The 23,075-nt window shown below is 59.6% G+C and carries 22 protein-coding genes, 1 tRNA gene and 1 rRNA gene; 8 read left to right on the top strand and 16 right to left on the bottom strand.

What is annotated here, in order from left to right; translation table 11 throughout:
• Positions 1-6: 6 nt before the first annotated feature.
• The 7 genes from HMPREF2928_RS03740 (at position 7) to HMPREF2928_RS03710 (ending at position 6,051) form a co-directional block, all read left to right on the top strand.
• Positions 7-627, top strand: a complete 621-nt coding sequence (locus tag HMPREF2928_RS03740) for a thiamine phosphate synthase (RefSeq protein ID WP_049350533.1) — start codon at positions 7-9, stop codon at positions 625-627.
• Between the two features lie 2 nt (positions 628-629).
• Positions 630-1,712 (top strand): glycine oxidase ThiO, encoded by a 1,083-nt coding sequence (gene thiO, locus HMPREF2928_RS03735; RefSeq protein WP_070687403.1) that lies wholly within the window; start codon positions 630-632, stop codon positions 1,710-1,712.
• A 48-nt stretch (positions 1,713-1,760) separates the two neighbouring features.
• The gene (thiS, locus tag HMPREF2928_RS03730; protein ID WP_049340547.1) at positions 1,761-1,958 is read left to right on the top strand and encodes a sulfur carrier protein ThiS; all 198 of its coding nucleotides are present in this window, start codon (positions 1,761-1,763) and stop codon (positions 1,956-1,958) included.
• Positions 1,959-2,142: 184 nt separating this feature from the next.
• On the top strand, positions 2,143-2,913 hold the full coding sequence (locus tag HMPREF2928_RS03725) for a thiazole synthase (RefSeq protein ID WP_049347554.1): 771 nt from the start codon (positions 2,143-2,145) through the stop codon (positions 2,911-2,913).
• Between the two features lie 17 nt (positions 2,914-2,930).
• Complete coding sequence (locus tag HMPREF2928_RS03720; RefSeq protein WP_246823554.1) at positions 2,931-3,959, top strand: HesA/MoeB/ThiF family protein; 1,029 nt, start codon at positions 2,931-2,933, stop codon at positions 3,957-3,959.
• 123 nt (positions 3,960-4,082) lie between these two features.
• A complete protein-coding gene (locus tag HMPREF2928_RS03715; protein ID WP_070687401.1) occupies positions 4,083-5,195 on the top strand; it encodes a MauE/DoxX family redox-associated membrane protein in 1,113 nt (370 codons plus the stop codon).
• A 190-nt stretch (positions 5,196-5,385) separates the two neighbouring features.
• A complete protein-coding gene (locus HMPREF2928_RS03710; RefSeq protein ID WP_070687400.1) occupies positions 5,386-6,051 on the top strand; it encodes a class I SAM-dependent methyltransferase in 666 nt (221 codons plus the stop codon).
• A 144-nt stretch (positions 6,052-6,195) separates the two neighbouring features.
• Here HMPREF2928_RS03710 and HMPREF2928_RS03705 read toward each other — a convergent pair whose 3' ends face one another.
• A complete protein-coding gene (locus tag HMPREF2928_RS03705) occupies positions 6,196-6,897 on the bottom strand; it encodes a hypothetical protein (RefSeq protein ID WP_049338530.1) in 702 nt (233 codons plus the stop codon).
• A gap of 63 nt (positions 6,898-6,960) precedes the next feature.
• Between HMPREF2928_RS03705 and HMPREF2928_RS03700 the strand changes: the two genes are divergently transcribed.
• Positions 6,961-7,938 (top strand): hypothetical protein, encoded by a 978-nt coding sequence (locus HMPREF2928_RS03700; RefSeq protein WP_049357936.1) that lies wholly within the window; start codon positions 6,961-6,963, stop codon positions 7,936-7,938.
• Positions 7,939-8,436: 498 nt separating this feature from the next.
• On the opposite strand, the gene HMPREF2928_RS03695 is transcribed toward HMPREF2928_RS03700, so the two are convergent.
• The 15 genes from HMPREF2928_RS03695 to rrf form a co-directional block, all read right to left on the bottom strand.
• Positions 8,437-10,407 carry an NHL domain-containing thioredoxin family protein gene (locus HMPREF2928_RS03695; protein WP_070687399.1) on the bottom strand — a complete coding sequence of 657 codons (1,971 nt, stop codon included), beginning with the start codon at positions 10,405-10,407 and terminating at the stop codon, positions 8,437-8,439.
• A gap of 252 nt (positions 10,408-10,659) precedes the next feature.
• A complete protein-coding gene (locus tag HMPREF2928_RS03690; protein ID WP_060823915.1) occupies positions 10,660-11,412 on the bottom strand; it encodes a hypothetical protein in 753 nt (250 codons plus the stop codon).
• Positions 11,413-11,679: 267 nt separating this feature from the next.
• Positions 11,680-12,402 (bottom strand): hypothetical protein, encoded by a 723-nt coding sequence (locus HMPREF2928_RS03685; RefSeq protein ID WP_070687398.1) that lies wholly within the window; start codon positions 12,400-12,402, stop codon positions 11,680-11,682.
• 213 nt (positions 12,403-12,615) lie between these two features.
• Complete coding sequence (locus HMPREF2928_RS03680; RefSeq protein ID WP_070687397.1) at positions 12,616-13,458, bottom strand: hypothetical protein; 843 nt, start codon at positions 13,456-13,458, stop codon at positions 12,616-12,618.
• A 538-nt stretch (positions 13,459-13,996) separates the two neighbouring features.
• On the bottom strand, positions 13,997-14,284 hold the full coding sequence (locus tag HMPREF2928_RS03675; protein WP_005506733.1) for an HU family DNA-binding protein: 288 nt from the start codon (positions 14,282-14,284) through the stop codon (positions 13,997-13,999).
• Positions 14,285-14,376: 92 nt separating this feature from the next.
• Positions 14,377-14,682, bottom strand: a complete 306-nt coding sequence (rpsN, locus tag HMPREF2928_RS03670) for a 30S ribosomal protein S14 (RefSeq protein WP_005506731.1) — start codon at positions 14,680-14,682, stop codon at positions 14,377-14,379.
• A gap of 2 nt (positions 14,683-14,684) precedes the next feature.
• Positions 14,685-14,855, bottom strand: a complete 171-nt coding sequence (gene rpmG, locus HMPREF2928_RS03665; RefSeq protein WP_004005967.1) for a 50S ribosomal protein L33 — start codon at positions 14,853-14,855, stop codon at positions 14,685-14,687.
• Positions 14,856-14,858: 3 nt separating this feature from the next.
• Positions 14,859-15,095 (bottom strand): 50S ribosomal protein L28, encoded by a 237-nt coding sequence (gene rpmB / locus HMPREF2928_RS03660; protein WP_004005966.1) that lies wholly within the window; start codon positions 15,093-15,095, stop codon positions 14,859-14,861.
• A gap of 826 nt (positions 15,096-15,921) precedes the next feature.
• On the bottom strand, positions 15,922-16,734 hold the full coding sequence (locus HMPREF2928_RS03655) for an SGNH/GDSL hydrolase family protein (RefSeq protein WP_070687396.1): 813 nt from the start codon (positions 16,732-16,734) through the stop codon (positions 15,922-15,924).
• Positions 16,735-16,892: 158 nt separating this feature from the next.
• Complete coding sequence (locus HMPREF2928_RS03650) at positions 16,893-17,723, bottom strand: ABC transporter ATP-binding protein (RefSeq protein ID WP_070687395.1); 831 nt, start codon at positions 17,721-17,723, stop codon at positions 16,893-16,895.
• Positions 17,724-17,862: 139 nt separating this feature from the next.
• Positions 17,863-20,061: an acyltransferase family protein gene (locus HMPREF2928_RS03645; RefSeq protein ID WP_070687394.1), complete on the bottom strand. Its 2,199-nt coding sequence runs from the start codon at positions 20,059-20,061 to the stop codon at positions 17,863-17,865.
• Positions 20,062-20,188: 127 nt separating this feature from the next.
• Positions 20,189-20,262, bottom strand: a tRNA-Thr gene (locus HMPREF2928_RS03640).
• Positions 20,263-20,491: 229 nt separating this feature from the next.
• Positions 20,492-21,370, bottom strand: coding sequence for a DsbA family protein (locus HMPREF2928_RS03635; RefSeq protein WP_005509033.1), 879 nt, complete (start codon positions 21,368-21,370; stop codon positions 20,492-20,494).
• Positions 21,371-21,796: 426 nt separating this feature from the next.
• Complete coding sequence (locus tag HMPREF2928_RS03630; RefSeq protein ID WP_070628951.1) at positions 21,797-22,540, bottom strand: DUF6891 domain-containing protein; 744 nt, start codon at positions 22,538-22,540, stop codon at positions 21,797-21,799.
• A gap of 340 nt (positions 22,541-22,880) precedes the next feature.
• Positions 22,881-22,997, bottom strand: a 5S ribosomal RNA gene (gene rrf / locus HMPREF2928_RS03625).
• Positions 22,998-23,075: the final 78 nt, after the last annotated feature.

Below are 23,075 nucleotides of genomic sequence, written 5' to 3'. Positions count from 1 at the left end.
ACCCGCATGACCCGCGAAACGCACCCCTACACCACCCCCGCACGCCCCCTCGACCTGAACCTCTACCTCGTCACAGGCGACAACCCCCTCGAAACCGTCCGGGCAGCCAAACACGCCACCTGCATCCAAGTCAGGTCCAAACCCATCAGCGCGCGCGAGCTCTACCAGCTCACCGAAGCTATCGCCGGCATCATCCAGCCGCACCAGACCCTCCTCATCGACGACCGTGTTGATGTCGCCCTCGCGTTGCGTGCCCGCGGCGTGCGCGTTGATGGCGTGCACATCGGTCAAGACGACCTGCCCGTAGCCGACGCCCGCGCCCTCCTCGGCGCCGACGCGATCATCGGTCTGACCACCGGCACCCGGCAGCTCGTCGAAGAGTCCAACAAGATCGCGCATCTGATCGATTACGTTGGTACCGGGCCGTTCCGCCCCAGCCCCACCAAGCAGTCCAACCGCCCGCCCCTCGGCATTGATGGGCTCCGCGAACTTGCTGAACTGTCCGCCGTACCGACCGTAGCTATCGGCGACATCACCCCCGAAGACTGCCCCGCCATCCGCACCACCGGAGTTGCCGGAATCGCCATGGTCCGCGCCTTCGTCGATAACCCCGCGCTGCAGGCATAGCCATGACCATCACCATCATTGGCGGCGGAATCATTGGCCTCACCACCGCGTTTGAACTCACCGAACACGGCGAAAGCGTGCACCTCATCGACGCCGAAACCAGCGACTACGGCACCGCCGACGACGGCACGGCGCTCTACCCCGCCGCCAGCCACTACGCCGGCGGCATGCTCGCGCCCATCGCAGAAGTGCAATTCCAGCAGGACGCGCTCTTCCCGCTCATGACCGCTAGCGCCGACGCCTACCCCTCCCTCATGGAGAGGCTCAGCCGCGCCACCGACCTGCCTACCGGCTACGACACCACCGGCACGCTCATCATCGCAGCCGACCGCGCCGACGCCGAGCACCTGCAACGCACCCGCGCCTACTACCGGGACATGAACCGCCCCGCAGACCCCGTCACCCCCACGCAGGCACGCGCCCTCGAACCGCTCCTGGCGCCGCGTATCGCCGGCGCCGTGAGCATCCCCAGTGACCATCAGCTACACCCGCGGCTCATGAGGCGCGCCCTCAAAGACGCCCTCACCCGCCGCGGCGTCACCTTCAGCGCCGAACGGGTCACCGACCCGGACGCGGGCGACATTATCTGCGCTGGACTAGGGGCAACACTGCACGGGGACTACCCGCTACGCCCCGTCTACGGGGATATTCTGCGTCTGCGCGCCCCGCGGCCCATCCTCAAACATGTGGTGCGCGGCTACGTGAACTCCCGCCCCGTCTACCTCATCCCCCGCCCTGACGGGGAGCTATGCATCGGCGCAACCAGCCGCGAAGACCACCGCACGCTGCCCGCCATTGACGGCGTACACCAGCTGCTACGTGACGCGATCCGGCTCGTGCCCGCGGTTGAAGAGTGCGAGCTTCTGGAGGCGAACGTCGGCGCCCGCCCCGGCACCCCGGACGACCTGCCCATCTTTGGGCACCGCACCCGTACTGACGGCACCCGCCAGCTTGTGTCCACGGGCTACTTCCGTCACGGTATTCTGCTTGCCGCGCTCGCAGGCAAGGTCGGCGCGGAGGTCGCCTGCGGGGCTGAGATTCCGCCCATTATGCAGGCGTGCGACCCGGCACGATTCACCCACTAAACACAGTCCCCGCCGGGTGCACCCGGCACCTTCACGAAAGGATTTCGCATGATCATCACCTACAACGGTGAGCCGCTAACCACCAACGCCCCCACCGTATTTGACCTTGTCATGGACCAGTTTGGTACCGAAAATGGCGTGGCTGTGGCGCTCAACCGCAGTATCGTGCCGCGTTCCACCTGGCTGGATGTGCCGCTGAGCGAGGGCGATAGGGTGGATGCCCTCACCGCCGTTCAGGGCGGCTAATCTTCCAGCCTGTACCGGCAATATTCTCACCGGTAAATACCCGCAGGAGAATACCCACCGGCAAAAAAGAACAGATATTCTCGGTTTTTGTTCCCTAAACCGGGCGCACCGTAGCGCCCCGCACCAACCAGCCGCACCAACCAGCAAACCCCGTTATCTAGACGTTCCCACAGAGGAGAACACCATGAGCCTCACACCGCTCACCATCGGCGACCGCACCTTCAACTCCCGCCTTATCATGGGTTCCGGAGGCGCAACCAGCATGGACCTGCTCGAGCAGGCGCTCATCGCCTCCGGCACCGAAATGACGACCGTTGCCATGCGCCGTCACGCCGCAGGCACCCCCATTTTTCCGCTTCTGCAGAAGCTCAATATTGCGCCGCTACCTAATACCGCAGGGTGCCGCACCGCAGCCGATGCGGTGATGACCGCGATGCTCGCCCGCGAGGCACTGGGCACTTCCTGGGTGAAGGTCGAGATCATCCACGACGAAGACACCCTGCTGCCGGACACCGTGGAGCTGTTGAACGCTTGCGAGCAGCTGGTGGCTGAGGATTTCACGGTGCTCGCGTACACCTCTGACGACCCGGTGGCTGCCGCCCGTCTGGAGGATGCGGGCGTTGCCGCGGTCATGCCGTTGGGTGCGCCGATTGGTACCGGTCTGGGCATTTTGAACCCGCACAATATTGAGCTGATTGCGTCCCGCGCGCAGGTTCCGGTGGTTCTGGATGCCGGCGTGGGTACCGCTTCGGACGCCGCCCTGGCGATGGAGCTGGGCTGTGATGCGGTGTTGTTGGCGTCGGCGGTGAATCGTGCTGAGGATCCGGTAGCAATGGCTCAGGCGATGAAGTTTGCGGTGCAGGCGGGCGCGTTGGCGCGTGAGGCTGGCCGTATTCCGGTGCGTGAGCACGCGAAAGCATCGTCGCCGTCGGAGGGTTTTGTCTCGTGGATGTAAACCTTTCCCCTACCCCGGTGAATCCGAAGCATGCGCGTCTGGATCGCGAGCGCACGGACCGTCAACGTCGCCTCCCCGGCTTTGATCAGGACGCGGTCGCGGCGGCGCGTGTGCTCGTGATTGGTGCTGGCGGTTTGGGCTGTCCGGTGGTGCAGGCGTTGGCGGCGGCTGGCGTAGGGTATCTGCATATTGTGGATTCTGATTCGGTGGAGCTGTCGAATATTCAGCGTCAGCCGCTTTTTGGGGTGTCTGATGTGGGTGAGCCGAAGGCGGAGGTAGCGGCGCGCCGTGCTCTGGAGTTGTGCCCGTCGTTGACGGTTGAGACGACAATCCGGCATGTGGATGCGTCCTGGATTTTGGATCTTTTCGCCGCGTCGGCACCGGATTGTGTGGTGGATTGTACAGATACGTTTGCGTCGAAGTATCTGATTGCGGATGCCGCGCAGGTTGCGGGTCTGCCGCTGGTGTGGGGCACGGTTTTGCGTTTTGGCGGTTCGGTGAGTCTTTTTGAGCCGGATGGCGCGCATTTGCGTGATATTTTTCCGACGATTCCGCAGACGGTGGAGTCGTGTGCGCTTGCCGGAGTGTTGGGCGCGACGACGGCTGTGGTTGGCTCGCTGATGGCGACGGAGGTGCTCAAGTATGTGAGTGGTCTGCCGACGGCAGCGGGCTCCCTGCTGACGTATGATGCTTTGTCGGGTACGTGTACGTCGTTTGGGGCGGTGCCGGATCCGGCGCGTGTGGTGCCGGTGGATTTGTCGGCGCATGAGGTCCCGCAGGTTCTGCTGGATGTGCGTGAGGTGCCCGAGCGTGAGGAGTCGGTGAAGCATGAGGGTTCGATGCATATGCCGCTGTCGCAGCTGAGCGACGCTGAGGGGTCGCTGTTGCCGGCAACCGACGTGCCCGCGGAGTTGTTGAGCCTGTTTGAGTCGGTTCGTGATCAGCGTGTGGGCGTTTTCTGTGCCTCGGGTGCGCGAGCGCAGCGCTTTGTGCAGGCGTATGCGGAGCTGGCGGGCGAGTACGGGGTGCGCCTCACGGCACTGTAGAGATGGTTTCCCCATGTGCAGGGCGTAAAATCGTGTATAACACGGCGGCACGTCGCGCGGTTTGTTCTGCCTAAAAACTGCCGCTGCCGCATCCTCTTTTCACACACTCACTCTAGGAGTTTTATGCTCACCGTCTCTACTGTGCCGCTTGTTTTGTGTACGGCACTTGTTGCGTTGACTTTGCTGATTAGCGGTATTGCTAAGGCGAAGGACCCGCAGAGTACCGTGACCGGTATTCAGAATCTTGGTTTGGAGAAGATCGCGCCGACCCGTGCGGTGTCGCTGATTTTGCCGTGGTTCGAGATTGCCCTGGCCGCCGTCCTGCTGCTGTCGCCGGTGCGTTTGCCTGCGGTGATTGCTTCGGGTTTGGCGTTGATTCTGATGCTGTTCTATACAGTGGTGATTGCGCGCGCTCTGGCGACGGGTCGTACTGCGGGTTGTAATTGTTTTGGTTCTGAGTCGAATGCGCCGGTGAGCCGTTATACGCTGGTCCGTAATGTTGCGTTGCTGTTGGCGGCGGCTGGTGCGCATGCGAGTGCGTTGAAGGGTGGCACGGGTGTTGTGTCGACTCTGCTGGGTCTGGGTAATAGCGGCTGGACTTGGGTTTTTGGTGCGGCGCTGATTGCTGTGACGTTGGAGGCTGTTCGCCGCGGTGATGCTCTTGCGCAGCCGGAGCCTCAGGCTGAGGTGATTTTGCCGGAGCCGGTGTATGACGAGAACGGCGAGGAGCAGTATGTTCGTATGCCGATTCCGCATGCGGCGCTGTACCTGGAGAATGGTCGTCACACGAATTTGCGTGCGTTGGCTAAGAATCAGGCGCGTGTGCTGGTGTTTGTGTCGGCGACCTGCGCTGGTTGTGTGAAGTTTTTGAAGACGATGTCTTCGTGGCAGGAGCGTCTGCCGCAGGTGGCGTTGCATCCGGTGTATTCGAGTCTGGAGTCGTTGCAGACCTCGCGTAATGCGGGTACGTTGCCGGAGGGTTTGACTCCGTTGATTGACCGTGATGCTGGTGCGCGCGCGAATTTCGGTAATGGTGTGCCGTTGGCGGTGGTTTTGGGTGCTGATGGTCTGATTGCTGGCGGCCCGGTGGCTGGTAAGGAGGAGGTTGAGGCGTTGCTGACCGATATTGAGGCGCAGTTCGCTGAGGCGGCTCGTCTGGCTGAGGAGGAGCGCCAGGAGCAGATGCGTAAGGCGTTTGCAGCGGGTCCGTCGAATGTTGAGGGCGACCACCTCTAAACACGCTCCTATCGTCCAGCCCCTGTAGCGCCTCTGTAGCGCTTCCGATGGCCCCGTCCGGCTCTTACTGCCCTTACCGGCAGGTGCCGGGTGGGGCTATGCTAGTACGTAGCGCACACACCGCTTATACGCCGCGGTCACCTCGCCGGGTGGCGGCTGGCGCATCCTCAACCCTATCGAAGGAGTTTTTATGGCAATGATGAGTTTCAACGCTCCGGGTGAGCGTGAGAAGTCCCTGTGGCTGATCCGCAAGGAGAGCAACCCGAATCACTCGCAGTGGTACATTGACCGTTTCAAGGCGATGGAGGCTGAGGGTAATGATATGGCGGGTGAGTCTCGTCTGTTGAACGCTATGGCTTCTCGTGGCGCGAAGATTCTTGATGCGGGTTCGGGTCCCGGTCGTGTGGGTAAGCAGCTGCACGCGTTGGGTCACCGTGTGACGGGTGTGGATATTGATCCTGAGCTGATTGAGGAGGCGCGCCGCGTCTGTCCGGATGCTACGTGGATTACTGCCGATTTGGTGGATTTGCCGGAGGTACTGGGTATTGAGGGTGAGGCTACGGCGGAGAATGGTTTTGAGCTGCTGGTGTGTGCGGGTAATGTGATGGGTTTCTTGGCTCGTTCGACTCGTAAGCCGGTGGTTGAGAATTTCCGTCGCGTACTGGCTCCTGGTGGCCGCGCTGTCGTGGGTTATGGTTCGGGTCCTGGCCGTGATTATGCGTTTGAGCAGTTCCTCGCTGATGCCCGCGAGGTTGGTCTGAATGTTGATAACACGTATTCGTCGTGGCAGATGCACCCGTTTGTGGAGGGGTCTTCGGAGTTTTTGGTGGCGGTGCTGTCGCGCCCGGCGAGCTAGGCTCGCATCGAAAGCTGGGGTGCAGTGTGTCTTGAGCTAGGCATACAAATGGCCCGGCGCCTACCCCGTGTGGGGTGGGTGCCGGGCCTTTGCGCGTCCTGAAGATGCGCATCCGAAAAGAAGCACCGTTGAAGAACGGGTGTTCTAGTGGATGAGGTAGATGGTGCGGGCGAGTTCTTCGGGCATGAAGGATGCGGCGAAGAGGATTGCCACGATGATGACGGCGAGCGCGGTCATGAGGCTGGAGCGCCAGCCGGGGTGCAGCTCGTTGAAGGTGATGAGTCCCTTGTGTTCTTTGTCCATGTTGACCACGTTGATCTGCTTGTAGATGGTGGTTTGGGCGGAGAGTTTGGAGGAGACTTCTCGCATGGTTTTGCCATCCCAGACGCGGCCGTCGATACGCATGAGCTGTTTGCCATCTTTGTCGACGGCCCACATGGCGGGGAAGCTGCGGTAGCGTAGGCGGCCGGCGACGGTTTTGAGTTTCTGGCCGTAGGCTTTTTTGGGGTAGAGCTTTTCGACGTAGATGGTGTGGTCGATGTTTTCGAGGGGTACGGCGACCCAGCCGAAGGTGCGTGCGCGGAGCACGTGGGTTTTGGTGATGACGATGATGGTGGGTTTGAGGACTGAGTAGAGGTTTACGCCTGCGATGGTGCCGATGAGCAGTACGAGGAGGGTGTACGGCAGGGCGGGTCGCTTGTAGAGGATGAAGGCGAGCGCGGCGAGGAGCACGATGGTGCCGGGGAGCGCCGCTTCGATGCGCCTGCCGTAGGAGCGCATGCGGGGGTGGAATAGTTCGTTGACTTCGCCGTATTTGGCGGGGACTTCGTGAGCGCGTTCTGCCATATACACAACTTTAGTGTGTGCGGTGCGTGAAACCTAGCGGACTACCTGCGTTACTCTGGTTCTATGCGTAATTTTTCTCCCGTGGAGCGGGTTCTGGCAATGTGGATGGTCGGTGTTGTGGTGGCGGTTTCTGTGGCTGCTGCGGCGCTGGTTATGACGAATAAGCTGGTGTATGGTCCGACGGGTCAGGTGCGGGAGTATTTTCATGCGTTGCGTACGGGGAATGGTTCGTATGCGCGTGGTTTGTTGGGTGCGCAGATTCCTGAGGGTGACGCGTCTTTGTTGGATGGGGATGCTTTGAGGCGTTCGGTGTCTTCGTTGGGTGAGGTGTCGTATGAGGTGGTGGAGACTAGCGCGGATGGTGAGCATGCGACGGTGCGTGCTTCTTATACGTTGGAGGGTTCGCAGCAGCATACGGATTTTCGTTTGCACCGTTCGGGCACGCATTGGGGCTTTTTTGATAAGTGGGCTATTGATGAGGCGTCTTTGCCGTCGGTGAAGGTGAATATTCAGGGTGTGGAGGCTGCGACGATTAATAACCGTAAGGTTGCGGTGGATGATGGTGCGGCGTCGTTCCCGGTGTTTTATCCGGGTGTGTACGCGGTGTCGTATGATTCGACGGTTTATACGGCGCAGAAGGTGAATGAGGTGGTGACTGCGCAGGATGCGAATCATGCGGTGCGTATGGAGTTGAAGCCGAGTGATAATGCGTTGTCGTCGGTGAAGGAGCAGGTGCAGGATCATTTGAAGAAGTGTACGCAGCAGAGCACTCTTTATCCGGGTGGGTGCCCTTTTGAGTATGCGTTTACGGGTCGTGTGGATTCTGAGGTGAAGTGGTCTGTGGTGAAGGTTGCGGATCCGCAGGTGAGTGTGAGTTCGGCGGGTGTGTGGTCGTTGAAGCCGATGTCGGGTACGGCGAAGGTGTCGTTTACTCAGTTGGATTTGTATACGGGTGAGCGTTCGCAGGTGCAGAAGGAGATTCCGTTTACGTTGAAGGCGTCGGTGGAGGCGGATGCGAAGGCGGTCCGAGTCTCCTTCTAAAGCCACTGAGCTGCAAGAGCCAGTATGCTCTGAACGCGACATCAGGGTGCCCGAGCGAAGCGAGGGCGGGTTCCCCTGTAGGAGCGAAGAGCATACTGGCTCGTAGTTTATAAGGGTTGAGAAAGGGCCGGTATCCGTAGCGACATCAGGGTGTCCGAGCGAAGCGAGGATGACCCGGACCTTTCACATACCAGCCACTCTGAAACCACAAACATTCTGAAGACAACAAGGAACCGGTACTATCCGTAGCGACATCAGGGTGTCCGAAGCGAAGCGAGGACGGGTGCCCCTGTAGGAGCGAGGATGACCCGGCCCTTTCGAGTCCCACAATCCTAAAAAGCACAAAGGGAACCGGCGCTATCCGTAGCGGTATCAGGGCGGCACAGCAGAAAAGGGTCAGTATTATCCGTAGCGACATCAGGGTGTCCGAAGCGAAGCGAGGACGGGTGCCCCTGTAGGAGCGAGGATAATACTGACCCTTGATTCTTTTATAGATCCCTAGTTGATACCGCGAAGGTCCAGGACGAGTTCGCTTTCGTCTGCTTCGTCACCGGTCACGACGACGGGAATACCCCAGTCCTGCTGGTAGAGGTGGCATGCTGCGTGCTCGGGGATGTCACCGTCGGGGGTGCCGTCGCAGGCGGCGGCGCGGGCGGTGATGTGCAGGACTGCCTCGGTGATTTCGGGGTTGAGTACGAGGGTGCGGGTCAGTCCGGTGGAGGTGCCGGCGCCTTCCAGGATGAAGTTCTCGGGGGTGGATGAGATCTTCAGCTGGGTGGGGTCGCCCCAGCGGGTGTCGAGCTTCTGGCCGGTGGGCACGGTGAATCGTGAGGTGAATTCGAGGGTGCCGCCGGTGAGTTTGGTGGAGGGGCGTGCGGTGGTGATGGCGCCTTCGTCGACGTGCTGTGCCTTGGCGGGGATGGAGGCGCGTACGAGCTGGTGGGCGTTGGTTTCGACGATGATGAGGCGCGGTTCTTCGCCGGGTACTTCTTCGACGAGCAGGTCGGAGGGTTCGTCGAGGCCGCGTTCGAGGGTGCCGAGGGTGCCGGGGACCGGGTCCCAGCGGCGGATAGCGCCGTTGTAGGTGTCGGCGACTGCGATGGATCCGTCGGGCAGTTCGGTCAGGCCGAGGGGGTGCTGCATGCGGGCGGTGTCGGAGTCGCCGTCGACGAAGCCGAAGTCGAACAGGCCCTTGCCGACGGCAGAGGTGACCTGTACGCCGTCTTCGGTGAAGGTGATGTGGCGCAGGCCGCTGGTTTCGGAGCATGCTACCCAGAGGCTACCGTCGCGGGCTTCGATGATGCCGGAGGGCTGGGCGAACCAGGCGTCGGCGGCGGGGCCGTCCGCGAGGCCTTCAACGCCGGAGCCTGCGAAGATGCTGACGGCGCCGGTGACGGGTTCGTAGCCGAAGAGCTGGTGGGTGCCTGCCATGGCGATGATGAACTGGCCGGCTTCGCGGGAGTAGACGGCGTCCCAGGGCGAGGAGAGCGCAATCTCGGTGGCGGGTACGCCGGCGGGGATGTGGTTGGGGTCGCCGGTGATGGCGTTATCGCCGTCGATGACGCGCTGCACGCCGTTGCCTGCGAGGGTGCGTACTTCGCCGGTGCTCAGGTTGAGGGAGCGCAGGCGGTGGTTGACGGTGTCGGCGACGAGCACGTCGTAGCCGAGCTTCTCGCGTAGGTTTTCGGGTACGAGGGCGAGGCCGGCGGGCTCGTTGAAGCGTGCTTCGGTGCCGGTGCCGTCGACGTGGCCCTTGACGGGGTGGTTGATGGGGTCGTCGCCGCCGCCGTAGGTGTTGATGACGGTGTTGAGGTCGGCTGCTACCTGCAGGATGCGGTGGCGTGCGCTGTCTGCGACGAGGTAGGTGCGTTCGCGGTTGCCGAAGAGGTTTGCGGAGCCGAATTCGGCGGGCAGTTCGATGGCTTTGCCGGGGAAGGCGTAGGTGCCGGCTGCCTTGGGGCGGGGTACGTAGGGGCCGTCGCCGCGGTGTAGGGTGCCCTTCGCCTCGTGCTCGGCGACGAGTTCGCGTACGAGGGAGGTGAGGCCCTGTACATGGCCTTCGCCGGAGAGGTGGGCGACGATGTAGCCTTCGGGGTCGACAACGACGAGGGTGGGCCATGCGCGGGCGGTGTATGCCTGCCAGGTGGTCAGTTCGGGGTCGTCGAGTACGGGGTGGGTGATGTGGTAGCGGTCGACGGCTGCGGCGAGCGCTACGGGGTCTGCTTCGTGTTCGAATTTGGGGCTGTGTACGCCGACGGTGACGAGTACGTCGAAGAATTCTTCTTCGAGGGGGCGTAGTTCGTCGAGGACGTGTAGACAGTTGATGCAGCAGAGGGTCCAGAAGTCGAGAATAACGATTTTGCCGCGAAGGTCCTGCAGGGTGAGGTTTTTGTCGCCGGTGTTGAGCCAGGCTCGGCCTTCGAGTTCGCTGGCGCGCACGCGTACGTTGCGGGTGGTGTTCTCGCTCATGGTTTCTCTCCTGTTGGGTGCGCCGTGTGTGGGCGCGTTGGTTTGCTGTCCCCATTATGCCAGCGTGGTGGGGGTGGTTCGCTGGGAGTTGAGCTTTGTGACTTGGGGCCTTAATGACCTGTCATATTAAGTCATATTCCGGGTGGTTCGTGGGTATATAAAGCGCCCCGCACGCATCACGTATAGATGCGCGCGGGGCGTTGGTATCCCTAGTGTGGTGGGCTGTTCTGCCCAGTGGGCAGGAGCTAGTTTTTACTTGGCGCCTGCAACCTCGGAGAGGTCACCAATCTTGGTGGGCTTGACCGGGGTCTTAGCGGTGCCGCTGAAGCCGTCGATGCGGCCGGGGGCCTTCGGGGTCTCGATGCTGGAGACGTCGGTCGCCTTCTCGAAGGTCTTGGTGTTCAGCACGGATGCGGTGCCGTCTGCCTTGACGACGGTGTAGAGGTTGTCCTTGGGGTTGGTCTTGATCCAGGAGCCGTCCTCGCTCACGACGATGGTCGTACCGTTGGAGTCGATGCTGGTCCATACACCGTTATTCTGGATGCTGACGATAGCACCGTCCTTGGATTCGAATGCAGCGAATTTATCGGTGTAGTAGACGGTGCCGTCGCTGGTCTGAACCTTCTTCACGCCGGACTCGTCCTTGAGCTGCTCCAGGGCTTTCTTGCTGGCAGTGTAGCCTGCGGAGGTTGCCTGCTCGGCGGATTCCTGGCCCTTCTTGAGTGCTTCGGTTGCTTCGCTGGGCAGACCGCTGGGGGCGCTGATGGTGCCCTGGGTGGTCTTGGTTTCTGCCTTGGTGGTTTCAGCTGCTGCGGAGGTGGTGCTCTTGCTGGTTGCTGCTGCGGAGGTGCTTGCGGGTGCCGAGGCAGTTGCGGAAGCGGTTGCAGAAGCAGACGCGCTTGCCGATGCGGAGGAGCCGGAATTGGTGCCGGAGTTGCCGCCGCAGGCTGCGAGGCCAAGGGCACCGGCAATGGTCAGGGACAGAACAGCAATAGACTTCTTCACTGAATTTCTCTTTTCTGTATGCGCCGCTCTGCAACGGCGCAGTGCGTAGTGTGGTTGACTTGTACTCCGGTATGCCCGGTGTACGCCTTCATGCTAGCACCGCGACCTGAAAGCTCCCTGAGATAGTGTACCGTTTCTCATCCCCCGCTACTTTCATGGGTCTTCTCAGCTCTACCGGTCTTCTCAGTGCAGCTTGAAGACGCAAAACGCCCCGCACGCATCACGTTCGGATGCGCACGGGGCGTTTGTTATGCACTGGTCAGCTTATTACTTCTTGGGCTGAACGGGCTTGACGGGGGTGACCTTAGCCTGTGCGGGCTTTGCGGGAACCTTCGGAGCCTTCAGATCTGCCTTCTCGCCGCCAACGATGGAGGTTACTTCACCGGATGCGTCCACGGTTGCCTGCAGGCCGCTGTTAGCCTGGATGCTCCAGGAACCGTCAGCCTTGACTGCGACCTGGCCGTTTGCGTCCTGGCGGCTCCAGGAGCCGTCAGCCTGTACAGCTACCTGACCTTCGTCGCCCTGAATGGACCAGCCGCCGTCCTCGGAAACGATAACGTCGCCCTCAACGGTGGAGGAGGATGCTGCGTTGCCCTCGGAGTCCTTGGACTCAGCCTTGGTGCCCTTTTCGTCGGACTCTACCTTGGAGGAGTTACCCTCGGAGTCCTTAGCGTTAACGGAAGCCTTGCCGTCTGCGCCGACCTTCACGTCTGCGGAGTTGCCTTCGCCGTCGTTAGCCTTGACGGTGACATTGCCGTCCTTGTCAACCTTCACATCTGCTGTAGCAGAAGCGGAAGCTGCAGAGGTGGTTGCCGCCGAGGATGCCTTAGCCGATGCGCTTGCAGATGCAGTTGCCGAAGCGGAAGCGGATGCGGATGCAGTGGCGGTGGTGGAAGAGGACTGGGAGCCACATGCGCTCAGGCCCAGTGCGCCTGCGAAAGCGATGGACAGAACCGCGGTGGTCTTCTTCATTGCGGGGGCGATTGCCATTGTTTCTCCTTGTGGTTGTTAGTATGGTGCGGCTAGTTGACGACGTATTCGCGTCGTGCGCAGAATCCTTGTGGGATTCCATAACGATTATCGGTGTAACCAACCGCGTTAATTCTATCGAGTTTGGGTGTGATTATCCGGGCGTGTGGGCGTTTATCCGCATTCTAGCGAGTGGGATAGCCCATGTTTTCGCTCGGCTCGTCAGCCAGCTTCTTAGCGGCGGGGAGTGACGGGCTTGACGGGGTCAGCGCCAGCACCGGCGGGCTTGACGGGTACGACAGGTACCTGGAAGTCGCCATGACCGGTCCGCTCCCAGGAGCCATCAGCCTTCACTTCGACAACACCGGAGGTTCCGACGAGCTCCCAGGAGCCGTCTGCGTTCACCTCTACATTGCCGCTCGGACCGACGCGTTCCCAAGAGCCGTCAGCTTCCACATCAACGATGTCACCGTTGGGGGTGTGGTAGGACCAGCCGCCGTCAGCGTCGAGCTGAATCACGGTGTAGCCGTTGGCGGTGCTTACGGTGACGCTACCGGAGGTGCCGTTCGAGTTGTTCTTGGAGCCGGCGCTCTCCCCTGCCTTCTCGTCGACCTGTGCGGAGGAGCCGGAGTTGTTGGATGCCGAGCCGTTAGCTGCGGTGCCGCCATTGACGGTTGCGTTGCCGCTAGCGTCTGCGGTGACGCCGGTACCGTTTGCACCGTTGACGGTTGCGTTGCCGCTTGCGTCTGCGGTGACGCCGGTTCCGTTTGCACCGGTGACGGTCACGCCGTTTTCGGTGACGGTGCCGGTGCCATGGGAGCTGCTTGCGGTGGGGCTCGGGGAGGCTGCGTCGCTTGCCTTGATGGTGACCTTGCCGTTGCCTGCGTTGACTGCTGCGTCAGCGCTGGAGGATGCCTTGGCGGTTGCGGTTGCGGTGGGTGCCGGGCTGGAGGTGTTCTGTGCACCGCAGGCGCTCAGGCCCAGTGCTGCGATTGCTGTGATGGACAGTGCGGCTGCGCCGGTGCGGAGGCGGTGGCTGGTGGGCTGCGCGGAAGTACGCTGAGCGTGGCGTGCCATGAGGTGGTTCTCCTTGTGCGTCCCGGAGGGTCAATCGTCCGGGGTTTGTATGGTTGATTTTCCGGCTGGGGTGGGGCCGTTTGTATGGTGTGTGGCTTTTCCTTCGCCGGTGATTCCAGCATAGGGTGTGAGCCTAAGATTGAGCTTTAGTTTGCTGTGTTTAAGCTATGTCTGGACGGCGATGTATAAGTATTTTTCCCAGCGGGGTTTCATACTCACGGTTTTTCGCTCAGCTTATGTATAGCTTTCTGCTTAAATGTATAAATTTTCTTTATTTTTTCTGTAGTGCATCATAGCTTCTCCTGTGAAGCCGAGCTACTTTCTGTGTTTTATAGCTCAAGTTGAGGGTTAAGGTCTTGAAGACCCACCTTGCATACGCTCCCCGCAGCGTCCCCATCCCAGCCCGCCATCTGGACCTCTTCGCTAGCTGAACCGCTCCCCCAGCAACCCGCATCCTCATCATCAAGAGACCATCTGGGCATACTAAAAGACCCCCACCATACGGTGGGGGTCTTTAGCAGATTCAAAGTCTCAAGAATTACTTCTTCTTAGCGACTGCTGCCTTCAGCTTGGAGCCTGCGGTCAGCTTCACGCCGTGACCGGCGGGAATCTGGATGGTTTCGCCGGTCTGCGGGTTACGGCCGGTACGAGCTGCACGGTCGGTGCGCTCGATTGCCATCCAACCGGGGATGGTGATCTTCTCGCCCTTGGAGACGGAAGACTCGAAAACCTGGAACACTGCGTCGAGGACTGCATTCACGGTTGCCTGGCTCTTGCCAGACTTCTCTGCAACCTCTGCAACGAGTTCGGTACGGTTCTTAGCCATTAGGGTGCCCCTTCCAGAGACTTAAGGTTTGAGTCTAAAGCGAGTGACCGTCGGTGACGACGGAAAACCGTTTAGGAACTAAAATACCAGATTTACCAGCTGGACTTGGTGATACCGGGCAGCTCGCCGCGGTGTGCCATTTCGCGGAAACGCACGCGGGAGATACCGAACTTCTGGAAGGTACCGCGGGGGCGGCCGTCGATCTGGTCGCGGTTACGCACGCGAACGGGGGAAGCGTTGCGGGGCAGCTTCTGCAGTGCCACGCGTGCTGCTTCGCGCTCCTCGGGGGTAGCGTTCTCGTCGATCAGGGTCTTCTTCAGCGCGATACGCTTCTCGTTGTAGCGAGCGACGATGACCTTGCGCTGCTCGTTGCGAGCGATCTTGGACTTCTTAGCCATTCTTAGCGCTCCTCTCGGAAGTCAACGTGCTTGCGAACGACGGGGTCGTACTTCTTCAGCACCATGCGGTCGGGGTTGTTGCGGCGGTTCTTACGGGTCACGTAGGTGTAACCGGTGCCAGCAGTGGACTTGAGCTTGATGATAGGACGGAGGTCCTTAGCCTTGGATGCCATTTACTAGATCTTCTCCCCGCGTGCGATGATTTCTGCAACAACGGCATCGATGCCACGAGCATCGATAACCTTGATGCCCTTAGCGGACACGTTCAGGGTTACCTTACGACGCAGCGAAGGAACCCAGTAGGTCTTCTTCTGAACGTTCGGGTCGAATCGACGCTTGTTGCGGCGATGCGAGTGCGAAATGCTGTGTCCAAAGCCGGGAACAGCTCCGGTCACCTGGCAGACTGCTGCCATGTTTCACTCCTTTATTGATTGACTTTTATGACGGTACGCAGTCGATGTTACTCGTGAGCGTCCCGCCACCAATGTAGAAGCACCGGGTTATTCGCCGGGCTAGAGTGTTTGAGATCGTCACGTGGGTGAGAGGCCACGCATCGATCCCCGCCGCGGGAAAAACGGTGAAGCTTATTAGTGTCGAGAGGCGTTTCCACCACTACGAACAGCGTTAAATTCTAGGTAAATACGGGGGTTCATGCAAGCCTGCACGCCGGATTTTGCCTTAAAAATCCGCGGAATCTCGGTGTTCTGAGCCGATTGCACCTCGTTTAAGCGAAGCGCTCGATTCACGGATGCATGCTTGTCTTCGAGCGGCAAACATACCTATCCATTCTACCAAAAATGGGTATTTTTGCAAGTCCAGATGTTTTAAAGGGATTCTTTAACGCCCCTAGTCAGGCGTTAATACACCTTTTTAAGAACGGGCGTTCTTTATGTGACCGGGGATAAATTACACCGGTGAAATTCATGTTGTGAGATTAACAGCTTAAGCCGGATTTAAGCCGAAAACAGCCCCGCGCCACCGCTTCTTGCGGTGTGCGCAGGGCTGTTAAACAGGCTTAAATACGCGTTTAAAGAGCTTTTAACTCTCGTTTTAACGCTTCCGCCCCGGTTTTAAAGGGCGGTTTAAGGGTTTGCAACGGTACGGGTAGCGGCGGATTTACCGTTCCAGTTACGGCGTAGATGCGGGCACAAATACGGTACAGATACAGCACAGGGCACTCCCCCGGCGTACAGTTTTACGCCGTAACGTGCGCCCCCTCAACATTAGTTCTTAAGGGCGTTAGTTCTTAAGGCTTGCCGCGGGGACCCACTCCGGGTACTTGGGGCTCACGCCGTCACCGGAGCTCGTACCCTTCAGACGGCGGCCAATCCACGGCAGGGCAAACTCGCGGACCCAGCGTGCCTCCTGCTCAATCTTCTCGCGGGCGGTCAGCTGCACCTCCGGGGGCAGTACCGATTCGGTGACCACACCGGGCAGGCCGAGCTGCGCCAGCACGCGGGATGCGAAGCGTTCGTGGCCGAGGTCGTTCATGTGCAGGCGATCATCAGCCCACAGACGCCAGTCGAGGAAGTCGTTCCAGCGCCAGTAGTCGATAATGTGTGCGCCGTGGTCTTCGGCAATGCCGCGCAGCAGCTCATTGTAGGTGGCGGTGCGGCCACGGGTGCGGGAGAAGGGGCCCTGGCCCTGCACATCCAAGCCCGTAATGGTCAGAATCGTGATGTCCTGGGCGCGCATGGCGGCGAAGGCTTCGTCGACGCGGGTCATGAGCTGGTCAATATCAACGTTGGGGCGCATGATATCGTTGCCGCCACCGTAGAACGTAACAATGTTGGGGCAGAGGTCGAGGGCTCGAGGCAACTGTTCATCCAGGATGGGGCCGAGCAGGCGTCCGCGGATAGCAAGGTTTGCGTACTGTGCCTGCGGGTCTACTGCACCGAGGCCTTCAGCAATGCGGTCTGCCCAGCCTCGTAGGTTGTTGGGGCGGCGGCGGTCAACGTCGCCCACGCCTTCGGTGAAGGAGTCACCGATTGCCACGTAGCGTACTGATTCGCCGTTGAGCTTGCCGTTGGAGTCTAGGAGCGGGGTCGTCATTGTGTTCTTCTTTCCGGGCCTCTGTAGAGAATGACCCTTCTATGGAAGAAGCCGGCACACCCGTGCGGTGTACCGGCTTCTTCGCTTAGCTTTCGGTGCGTCCTGCTTTCCAGTATCCCACTGTTATGGGCGCTTCATCAGATATGAGCAGGGGTTTCTTAGGATGCGACAGCTGAACCGGCAACGGTGGACACACTCCGGGGATGGGGTACCACCACTACACTGCCGTCGTTAAACGGATCGGCAACCTCTGCTTTCAGGCTAAAGATGGTGTCGAGGTTCTCACGGGTGAGCACGTCGTGTGCTTCGCCTTGAGCGACGATGGAGCCGTCCTTCATCGCGACGAGGTAATCAGCGACTCGGGCGGCGAGGTTCAACTCGTGCAGCACCATGATCATGGTGGTGCCGCGTTGCTCGTTGAGGTCCGAGAGCAGGTCGAGTAGCTCCACCTGGTGTGCCAGGTCGAGGTAGGTGGTCGGCTCGTCCAGCAGTAGAATGTCGGTTTCTTGGGCGAGCGCCATGGCAATCCAGACGCGCTGACGCTGACCGCCGGAGAGTTCGGTGACCTGTCGTTCGGCGAGGGACATGGTATCGGTGGCTTCGAGAGCCCAAGCAACCGCCTCGTCGTCTTCGGCGCTATTGCGTTTGAAGAGGCCATGGTAGGGGTAGCGTCCTCGGGAGACGAGGTCGGCTACGGTAATTCCTTCGGGGGCGATGGGATGCTGGGGCATCAGCCCGACCATGCGGGCGAAGCCTTTCATGGAGTATTCGTGGGTGGGTTTGCCGTCGAGGGTGAAGTCGCCGTTGAGCGGCTTGAGTAGTCGGGAGACACCGCGTAGCAGGGTGGATTTACCGCAGCCGTTGGGGCCGATGATGGCGGTGATTTTGCCCTTGGGGAATTCGAGGAAGAGGTCTTTGACGATGGTGGTTTCGCCGTAGCCGAGGCTGACGTTCTCAACTTTGAGGGTGCGTTCGGTGATTTCTTTCATGGCGTCCTTTCTTCTCTAAGGCTTTTCCCAGAAGCCTCCTAACTTAGCCTATCCTAATTTCGGGTCAGAAAATAGCGAATCCCCCGCACTGTTCATACTTCTGTAGAACAGCATGGGGGATCCGTCATATTGGCGAACTTTAGAAGTTCACTTTTCCACTCACGAGCCAGCCGCCTTCCGCTGCACGCTGGAAGACTTCCTGAGCCATGGTGCGGCTGTAGGTCTTGGAGACATGGTTGTCGTCGATGTAGACGTAGATGTTTCCAACCACGGGGCTGCACATGCCGTCCGGGCAGTACACGTCCTTCAGGTCCACCATGACGGCACCCTGGTTGCGGTACTTGTCGAAGATTTCCTTTGCAGGGTTTTCGGCAGCGTACTTGTCGCTTGCGGGTCGTGCGCAGGAGCTCTTGTCGGCACCGGCCTTCTGAGCGCATTCGTAGATGTTGTACTCGAAGCGCGGGTTATCGCGCAGGCCGATGACCTGGACTCCTGCCTCGGTGAGGCGGCGGACCGTCTCGTCGAGGCTCGGGTCGACTCGTTCGTCGTTCGATCGTGCCTGGGCAACAGTGGCGATGAGCACCACGGTCTGCGGCTTACGCTTGAGAATTTCCTCGGTCATCTTGGTGTTGAATTCCGAGCATTCGTTGCTGGCGTTGACGGCGCGGACCGGGTACTGGCAGCCACCGAGCAGGTAGGTCTGCAGGTTGGTTTTGGTCTGTTCTGCGATGGGCTTGAAGATGCTCAGCGCCTGTTCGGCGTGGGAGTTACCGATGACCATGGTCAGCGGTGCGTCCTCGGGGCCGTACTTCTGCAGGCTGCAGTACTTGGCGAGTGCCGGGTCGGAGGGCGCGAAGCCGCCAACGCAGGGGTCACTCAGTCCGTCGAACTGGGTTTTGACGTCACCGCCGGAGGGGATGGGGTTGTCAATGAGTCCCTGCTGGGCGCCGCCGATAGCGCGGGCGCCGGGGTAGTTTTCGCTGGCGGTCTGTACCTGCAGTTCGGCGTTCTGCTCGGACTGGGTGTTGCGGTAGCCGATCCAGGTCTGTGCGGCTACCAGGGGTACGCCGGCGACCAGGAAGATCGCGAGGATGAAGGCGAGCTGGTCTGCCCAGGTCTTGACCGAGAAGACGGTCTTGAAGCGCATCTTCATCATGAGCCAAGGTACGAAGGGGTCCTTACGGTAGCGCAGCGGCTTTTCGACGAAGCGGATGAGCAGCCATGCCAAGCCGATGGAGGCAAGGATGATGACAGCGCCTTCGATGAAGTTCACGCGGGAGGTACCGACGGCGCTGCTGTAGAGAATGAGGATGGGCCAGTGCACCAGGTACAGGGCGTAGGAGATGTTGCCGAGGTTCTGCAGGGGTGCGGAGACCAGCAGTCGGTCGATGCCCCAGCGGCTGTTGGTGCGGCCTGCCATGATGACGAGCGCGCCAGAGATCACGGGCCAGAGTGCCAGGTAGCCGGGGAATGCTCGTTCCACGGGCAGGATTGCGCCGCAGGTGACCAGGCCGATAATACCGACCCAGCCCATAATTACTCGAGCCTTCTCGGGTGCCTTCCACTTGAGGGTGAGCATTGCCAGCAGGGTGCCGATGGCAAATTCCCACAGGCGGGGGCGGGTGTCGAAGTAGGCGAATCCCTGGTTGGTGTCGGTTTCGACGATGGAGAAGGTCAGGGATGCGACGAACACCGTATTGAAGATGAATACCGCGGTGGTGAAGAGGTTCCCGCGGAATCGGTGCACGACGTAGGCTACTGCAGCGAAGAGCAGGGGCCAGATGATGAAGATCTGTCCCTGGATGGAGAGCGACCAGAAGTGCTGGAAGGGTGACTTCACGGAAGCGTTTTGGGCGTAGTAGTCTACGGAGCTGAACGCGAGGTTCCAGTTCTGGAAGTAGAACAGGGAGCTCCTTGCGTCGGTTACGGTTTGCGACCAGCGACTGGGTGCGAGCACGAAGAAGGACGCAATGGTGGTACCCGCGATAACCACGGTGGCTACGGGTAGCAGTCGCTGGAAGACGTGCATCCAGTAGCTGAAGAGATTGAGGGGTTTGCCTTCGTTGATCTTGCGCATGAAGGAGAGCGAGAGCAGGAAGGCGGAGATGAAGAGGAAGACGTCCACGCCGCCGGAGACTTTGCCGACCCAGACGTGGTAGAGCACCACGAGGAGCACGGCGAAGGCTCGCAGGCCCTGGATTTCGGGGCGGAATCCTCGCGATTCGATGAATTCTTCGAGGGGGTAGTCGTTGGTTTCGCGTGCTTTGACGGTGCGCAGCGCCGCGGTACGGGTGCCCTGCGAGGCGGGGGCCTGCGGGGTTCCGGAGGTTTCAGACATACTTGGTTCCTCAGGGCGGGTAGACGATGTGTTGGTGCGGGTCCCTTAGACACTCGAGGACACTCGCTACAATAAAATCCTGATCCGCACCTCTGCTATGAGGCTGGTGCGAACCAGGATTTTTCTGAGCCCCCTACCGGATTCGAACCGGTGACCCTCTGTTTACAAGACAGATGCTCTGGCCAACTGAGCTAAGGAGGCAACCTGTCCAGTGTACCTTATTCTCTTGGTTGAGTCTGCTTAGTTGTTCTTTTAGGGTTTGGTTGAGAATACTTCTAAATTATGGGGTGATGGCATGTTCGTTTCCTTCGTTTTAACCCTTCTGAGCACCACCTCTGTATGCTGCTCACCCACCCCTCGTACTCATCACCGTGTATGGAAAAACCCGGTAGCCTCACGCGGAGGTTACCGGGTTTTTGTATCGAAGCGGTTACTTCTTCTTAGCTTCGATCTTTTCCTTCAGGAAGGTGCTGAAGTCGTTGCTGGTGTACTGGTCACCATCAACGAAGACGGTGGGGGTACCCTTAATACCGTTCTTTGCGGATTCAGCGTTGACCACGTCCACGAAGGGGCGCCACTTGCCATCGTTCATATCGGAGCCGATGGACGCACCGTGCTTAGAAGCGATGTCGGCGATCTGCTGGTTGTTCATGTCGCCGCGGCCCTGGTGAGTAAAGATCTCACGCTGGTAGTTCAGGAATTCGCTGGTGCTGACCTGGTTGGCCACGGAGTATGCTGCTGCCGCGTTACGTGCGGAGTAAGCGGTGGGCGAGGAGCGGTCCAGGAAGGTCAGGTTGCGGATTTCCAGGGTGATGGTGCCGTCCTCGACGAGCTTCTGGATTTCTTCACCGTACTTCTTCTCGAACTCTGCACAGTGCACGCAGTTGTAGTCCTGGAAGATGGTCACGCGTACGGGCTGGCCGTTCTTGGATGCCTCTTCAGCGGTCTGCACGCCCGGGGGCAGGGTGTTGACTGCTGCTGCGGTTCCGTTGACCATGGGGGTCACGGAGGAGGTCGAGGTTGCGAGTTGCTTGAAGTCGCGGGTCTCCTGGGTGGAGGAGTTCTGGACGATGCCGTCCTTGGTCAGCACAATGCCACCGTATTCGTTGGCGCTGGAGGGCACCGGGCCGCTTTCTGCTACCTTGGTGTTCTTGTTGCCGTTGACTACGACGAAGCCGATGATACCTACGATGATGAGGACCACGGCGAGTACGCCGAACTGGAGCCAGCGGCGGCTTGCCTGGCTGGGGCTCTTCTTGGCCTGCTGGGCCGCAATCTGGCGGGCTTTTTCGCGGGCGTCGGTCGACATGCCTGCTCCTTTGGTTGGGAATATGGGTGGCGGTTCGTCCACTTCTTCTAGCCTACTCCGGTTGGAGTGAGCATCCATCCGAGCAAAGCTTCAGATGACCAGGCTCTTCCGGCCCGGGGTTGTTCTTATCCCCTATAGGGTGTTCTAGAGCTCAGCTTCTGCCGTATATAGCAGCTGAAAGCTATGTCAATCAGTTCCTATCACGTGGATAGGTTCTGTCTTTTCTCTAGTGTGGACGTACCGCGCTACCCGTCTAGCCTACCGAATGGGTGCCTTATCGGCTAGTTAATACTCTGACTGAGATATCGTGGTGTCTGTTCTCACGCCCTCAGCTTATTTTCCTCGTAAACTTTCGTAGCATTGGGAGGCGCCTCTCCCCTGCCACAAGCTACGCCGAGGCACCCACCCGGTTCAGCTCACCAGCCGTTAGGGAATGTTGTAGACTTCCACTCCCCCAATGAACGGGCGAGTATCGAAATTCCCCTTCCACTCCACGCTCAGACCGTGCTTCTCCAGTACGGGGATAATAGTGTCCTTCATGAGCTCTACGGAGAGCTTCTTGTGAAGGGCACTGATCTCTTCCTTCTGCGCATCGCTCAGCGCGTTCCATTCATTTTCGTCCCTGGGGTAGGCGAGGAAGGAACCGAAGCCAACGTAGGTTCCGCCGCTCTCTGCGAGGCTTTCGGCGTCCTGCTGGTGAAAGTAGATGTATCCCTTCCATTCACGGCTATCGTCGATCTCATCCCAGATCTCTGCGGAGGCGCAGGTACCGCAGCAGGTGAAGTTCTGTCGTGCAATGACGCCTTCTTCTTCCAGGGCTGCGAAGGCACGATTGAGGTTGGAGTTCTTCTGCATTTCCGGGGTAATGCCCAGCTCAGCAGCAAAGGCACGACGACGCTTGATGAGCTCCTCCACGTAGTCCTCTACGCGCTTTTCCCAGAGCTTGCTGTCTTCGTTCTCCCCATCGTATTCCAGACCAAGTACGTCCATCACATAATCGGTGATGGTTTCTACGTACTGTTCGGTATCAGATTCACCCATGAACAGCAGGGGCCAGATAGGCCAGAGCAGCTCGGCTTCGTCTTCTTCGTCCAGCCCCCATTCTTTGGGGAAAGGCGGGTCGAGGCGTTCTTCGCTCCAGCGTTCGTAGATGCTCTTCTCATCAGCCATGATGATGCTCCTTTGCTTGCTCTCTACTCGTTGAGGTAGAGATGTGGACTGCTCTTGTTGTTAAGGTATCAAGAGTTTCTCTACCTCGCCTTCTATTTCGTCATTCAGGCGGATCTGTGAACTCCCCATCTCATTGCCTCTGTATCAGGTCGGCACGCTGTCTGGCGAGGCTTCATCCCCTGTTCATCTGCCTCTCTGCTGCGTCTCTGAGTCTTTGAATCTATTAGTCTCTGTACCTTTGCTGAGTTAGGTGTTTTTCGTTCTAGGAGCTGTCGTTCTAGGAGTTTTTGGGTACACAAAAAGAGGGGAAGACCTATAAGGTCTTCCCCTCTTGAATAAAAACCCGCGGTGACCTACTCTCCCACACCCACAAAAGTGCAGTACCATCGGCGCGAAGAGTCTTAGCTTCTGGGTTCGGAATGGAACCAGGCGTTTCCCTCTTGCTATAACCACGGAAAATCTTCCGAATAAAAAGCCTCAGCTCCATCACAGGAGCCCAGGGTTATTATCCAAAAACCATACAGTGAACGCAAAC

Origin of the sequence: Rothia sp. HMSC072B04 (genome assembly GCF_001813725.1) — a bacterium.
Lineage (GTDB): Bacteria > Actinomycetota > Actinomycetes > Actinomycetales > Micrococcaceae > Rothia > Rothia mucilaginosa.
The sequence above is the reverse complement of the archived record's forward strand: the minus strand, read 5'-3'. Positions and strand labels throughout refer to the sequence as shown.

What these genes read in the sequence shown, in the direction of transcription:
- HMPREF2928_RS03740 (WP_049350533.1), top strand. Translation starts at nt 7, where the DNA reads ATGACCCGCGAAACGCACCCCTACACCACCCCCGCACGCCCCCTCGAC.
- thiO (WP_070687403.1), top strand. Translation starts at nt 630, where the DNA reads ATGACCATCACCATCATTGGCGGCGGAATCATTGGCCTCACCACCGCG.
- thiS (WP_049340547.1), top strand. Translation starts at nt 1,761, where the DNA reads ATGATCATCACCTACAACGGTGAGCCGCTAACCACCAACGCCCCCACC.
- HMPREF2928_RS03725 (WP_049347554.1), top strand. Translation starts at nt 2,143, where the DNA reads ATGAGCCTCACACCGCTCACCATCGGCGACCGCACCTTCAACTCCCGC.
- HMPREF2928_RS03715 (WP_070687401.1), top strand. Translation starts at nt 4,083, where the DNA reads ATGCTCACCGTCTCTACTGTGCCGCTTGTTTTGTGTACGGCACTTGTT.
- HMPREF2928_RS03710 (WP_070687400.1), top strand. Translation starts at nt 5,386, where the DNA reads ATGGCAATGATGAGTTTCAACGCTCCGGGTGAGCGTGAGAAGTCCCTG.
- HMPREF2928_RS03705 (WP_049338530.1), bottom strand. Translation starts at nt 6,897, where the DNA reads ATGGCAGAACGCGCTCACGAAGTCCCCGCCAAATACGGCGAAGTCAAC.
- HMPREF2928_RS03700 (WP_049357936.1), top strand. Translation starts at nt 6,961, where the DNA reads ATGCGTAATTTTTCTCCCGTGGAGCGGGTTCTGGCAATGTGGATGGTC.
- HMPREF2928_RS03695 (WP_070687399.1), bottom strand. Translation starts at nt 10,407, where the DNA reads ATGAGCGAGAACACCACCCGCAACGTACGCGTGCGCGCCAGCGAACTC.
- HMPREF2928_RS03685 (WP_070687398.1), bottom strand. Translation starts at nt 12,402, where the DNA reads ATGGCAATCGCCCCCGCAATGAAGAAGACCACCGCGGTTCTGTCCATC.
- HMPREF2928_RS03680 (WP_070687397.1), bottom strand. Translation starts at nt 13,458, where the DNA reads ATGGCACGCCACGCTCAGCGTACTTCCGCGCAGCCCACCAGCCACCGC.
- HMPREF2928_RS03675 (WP_005506733.1), bottom strand. Translation starts at nt 14,284, where the DNA reads ATGGCTAAGAACCGTACCGAACTCGTTGCAGAGGTTGCAGAGAAGTCT.
- rpsN (WP_005506731.1), bottom strand. Translation starts at nt 14,682, where the DNA reads ATGGCTAAGAAGTCCAAGATCGCTCGCAACGAGCAGCGCAAGGTCATC.
- rpmG (WP_004005967.1), bottom strand. Translation starts at nt 14,855, where the DNA reads ATGGCATCCAAGGCTAAGGACCTCCGTCCTATCATCAAGCTCAAGTCC.
- rpmB (WP_004005966.1), bottom strand. Translation starts at nt 15,095, where the DNA reads ATGGCAGCAGTCTGCCAGGTGACCGGAGCTGTTCCCGGCTTTGGACAC.
- HMPREF2928_RS03655 (WP_070687396.1), bottom strand. Translation starts at nt 16,734, where the DNA reads ATGACGACCCCGCTCCTAGACTCCAACGGCAAGCTCAACGGCGAATCA.
- HMPREF2928_RS03650 (WP_070687395.1), bottom strand. Translation starts at nt 17,723, where the DNA reads ATGAAAGAAATCACCGAACGCACCCTCAAAGTTGAGAACGTCAGCCTC.
- HMPREF2928_RS03645 (WP_070687394.1), bottom strand. Translation starts at nt 20,061, where the DNA reads ATGTCTGAAACCTCCGGAACCCCGCAGGCCCCCGCCTCGCAGGGCACC.
- HMPREF2928_RS03635 (WP_005509033.1), bottom strand. Translation starts at nt 21,370, where the DNA reads ATGTCGACCGACGCCCGCGAAAAAGCCCGCCAGATTGCGGCCCAGCAG.
- HMPREF2928_RS03630 (WP_070628951.1), bottom strand. Translation starts at nt 22,540, where the DNA reads ATGGCTGATGAGAAGAGCATCTACGAACGCTGGAGCGAAGAACGCCTC.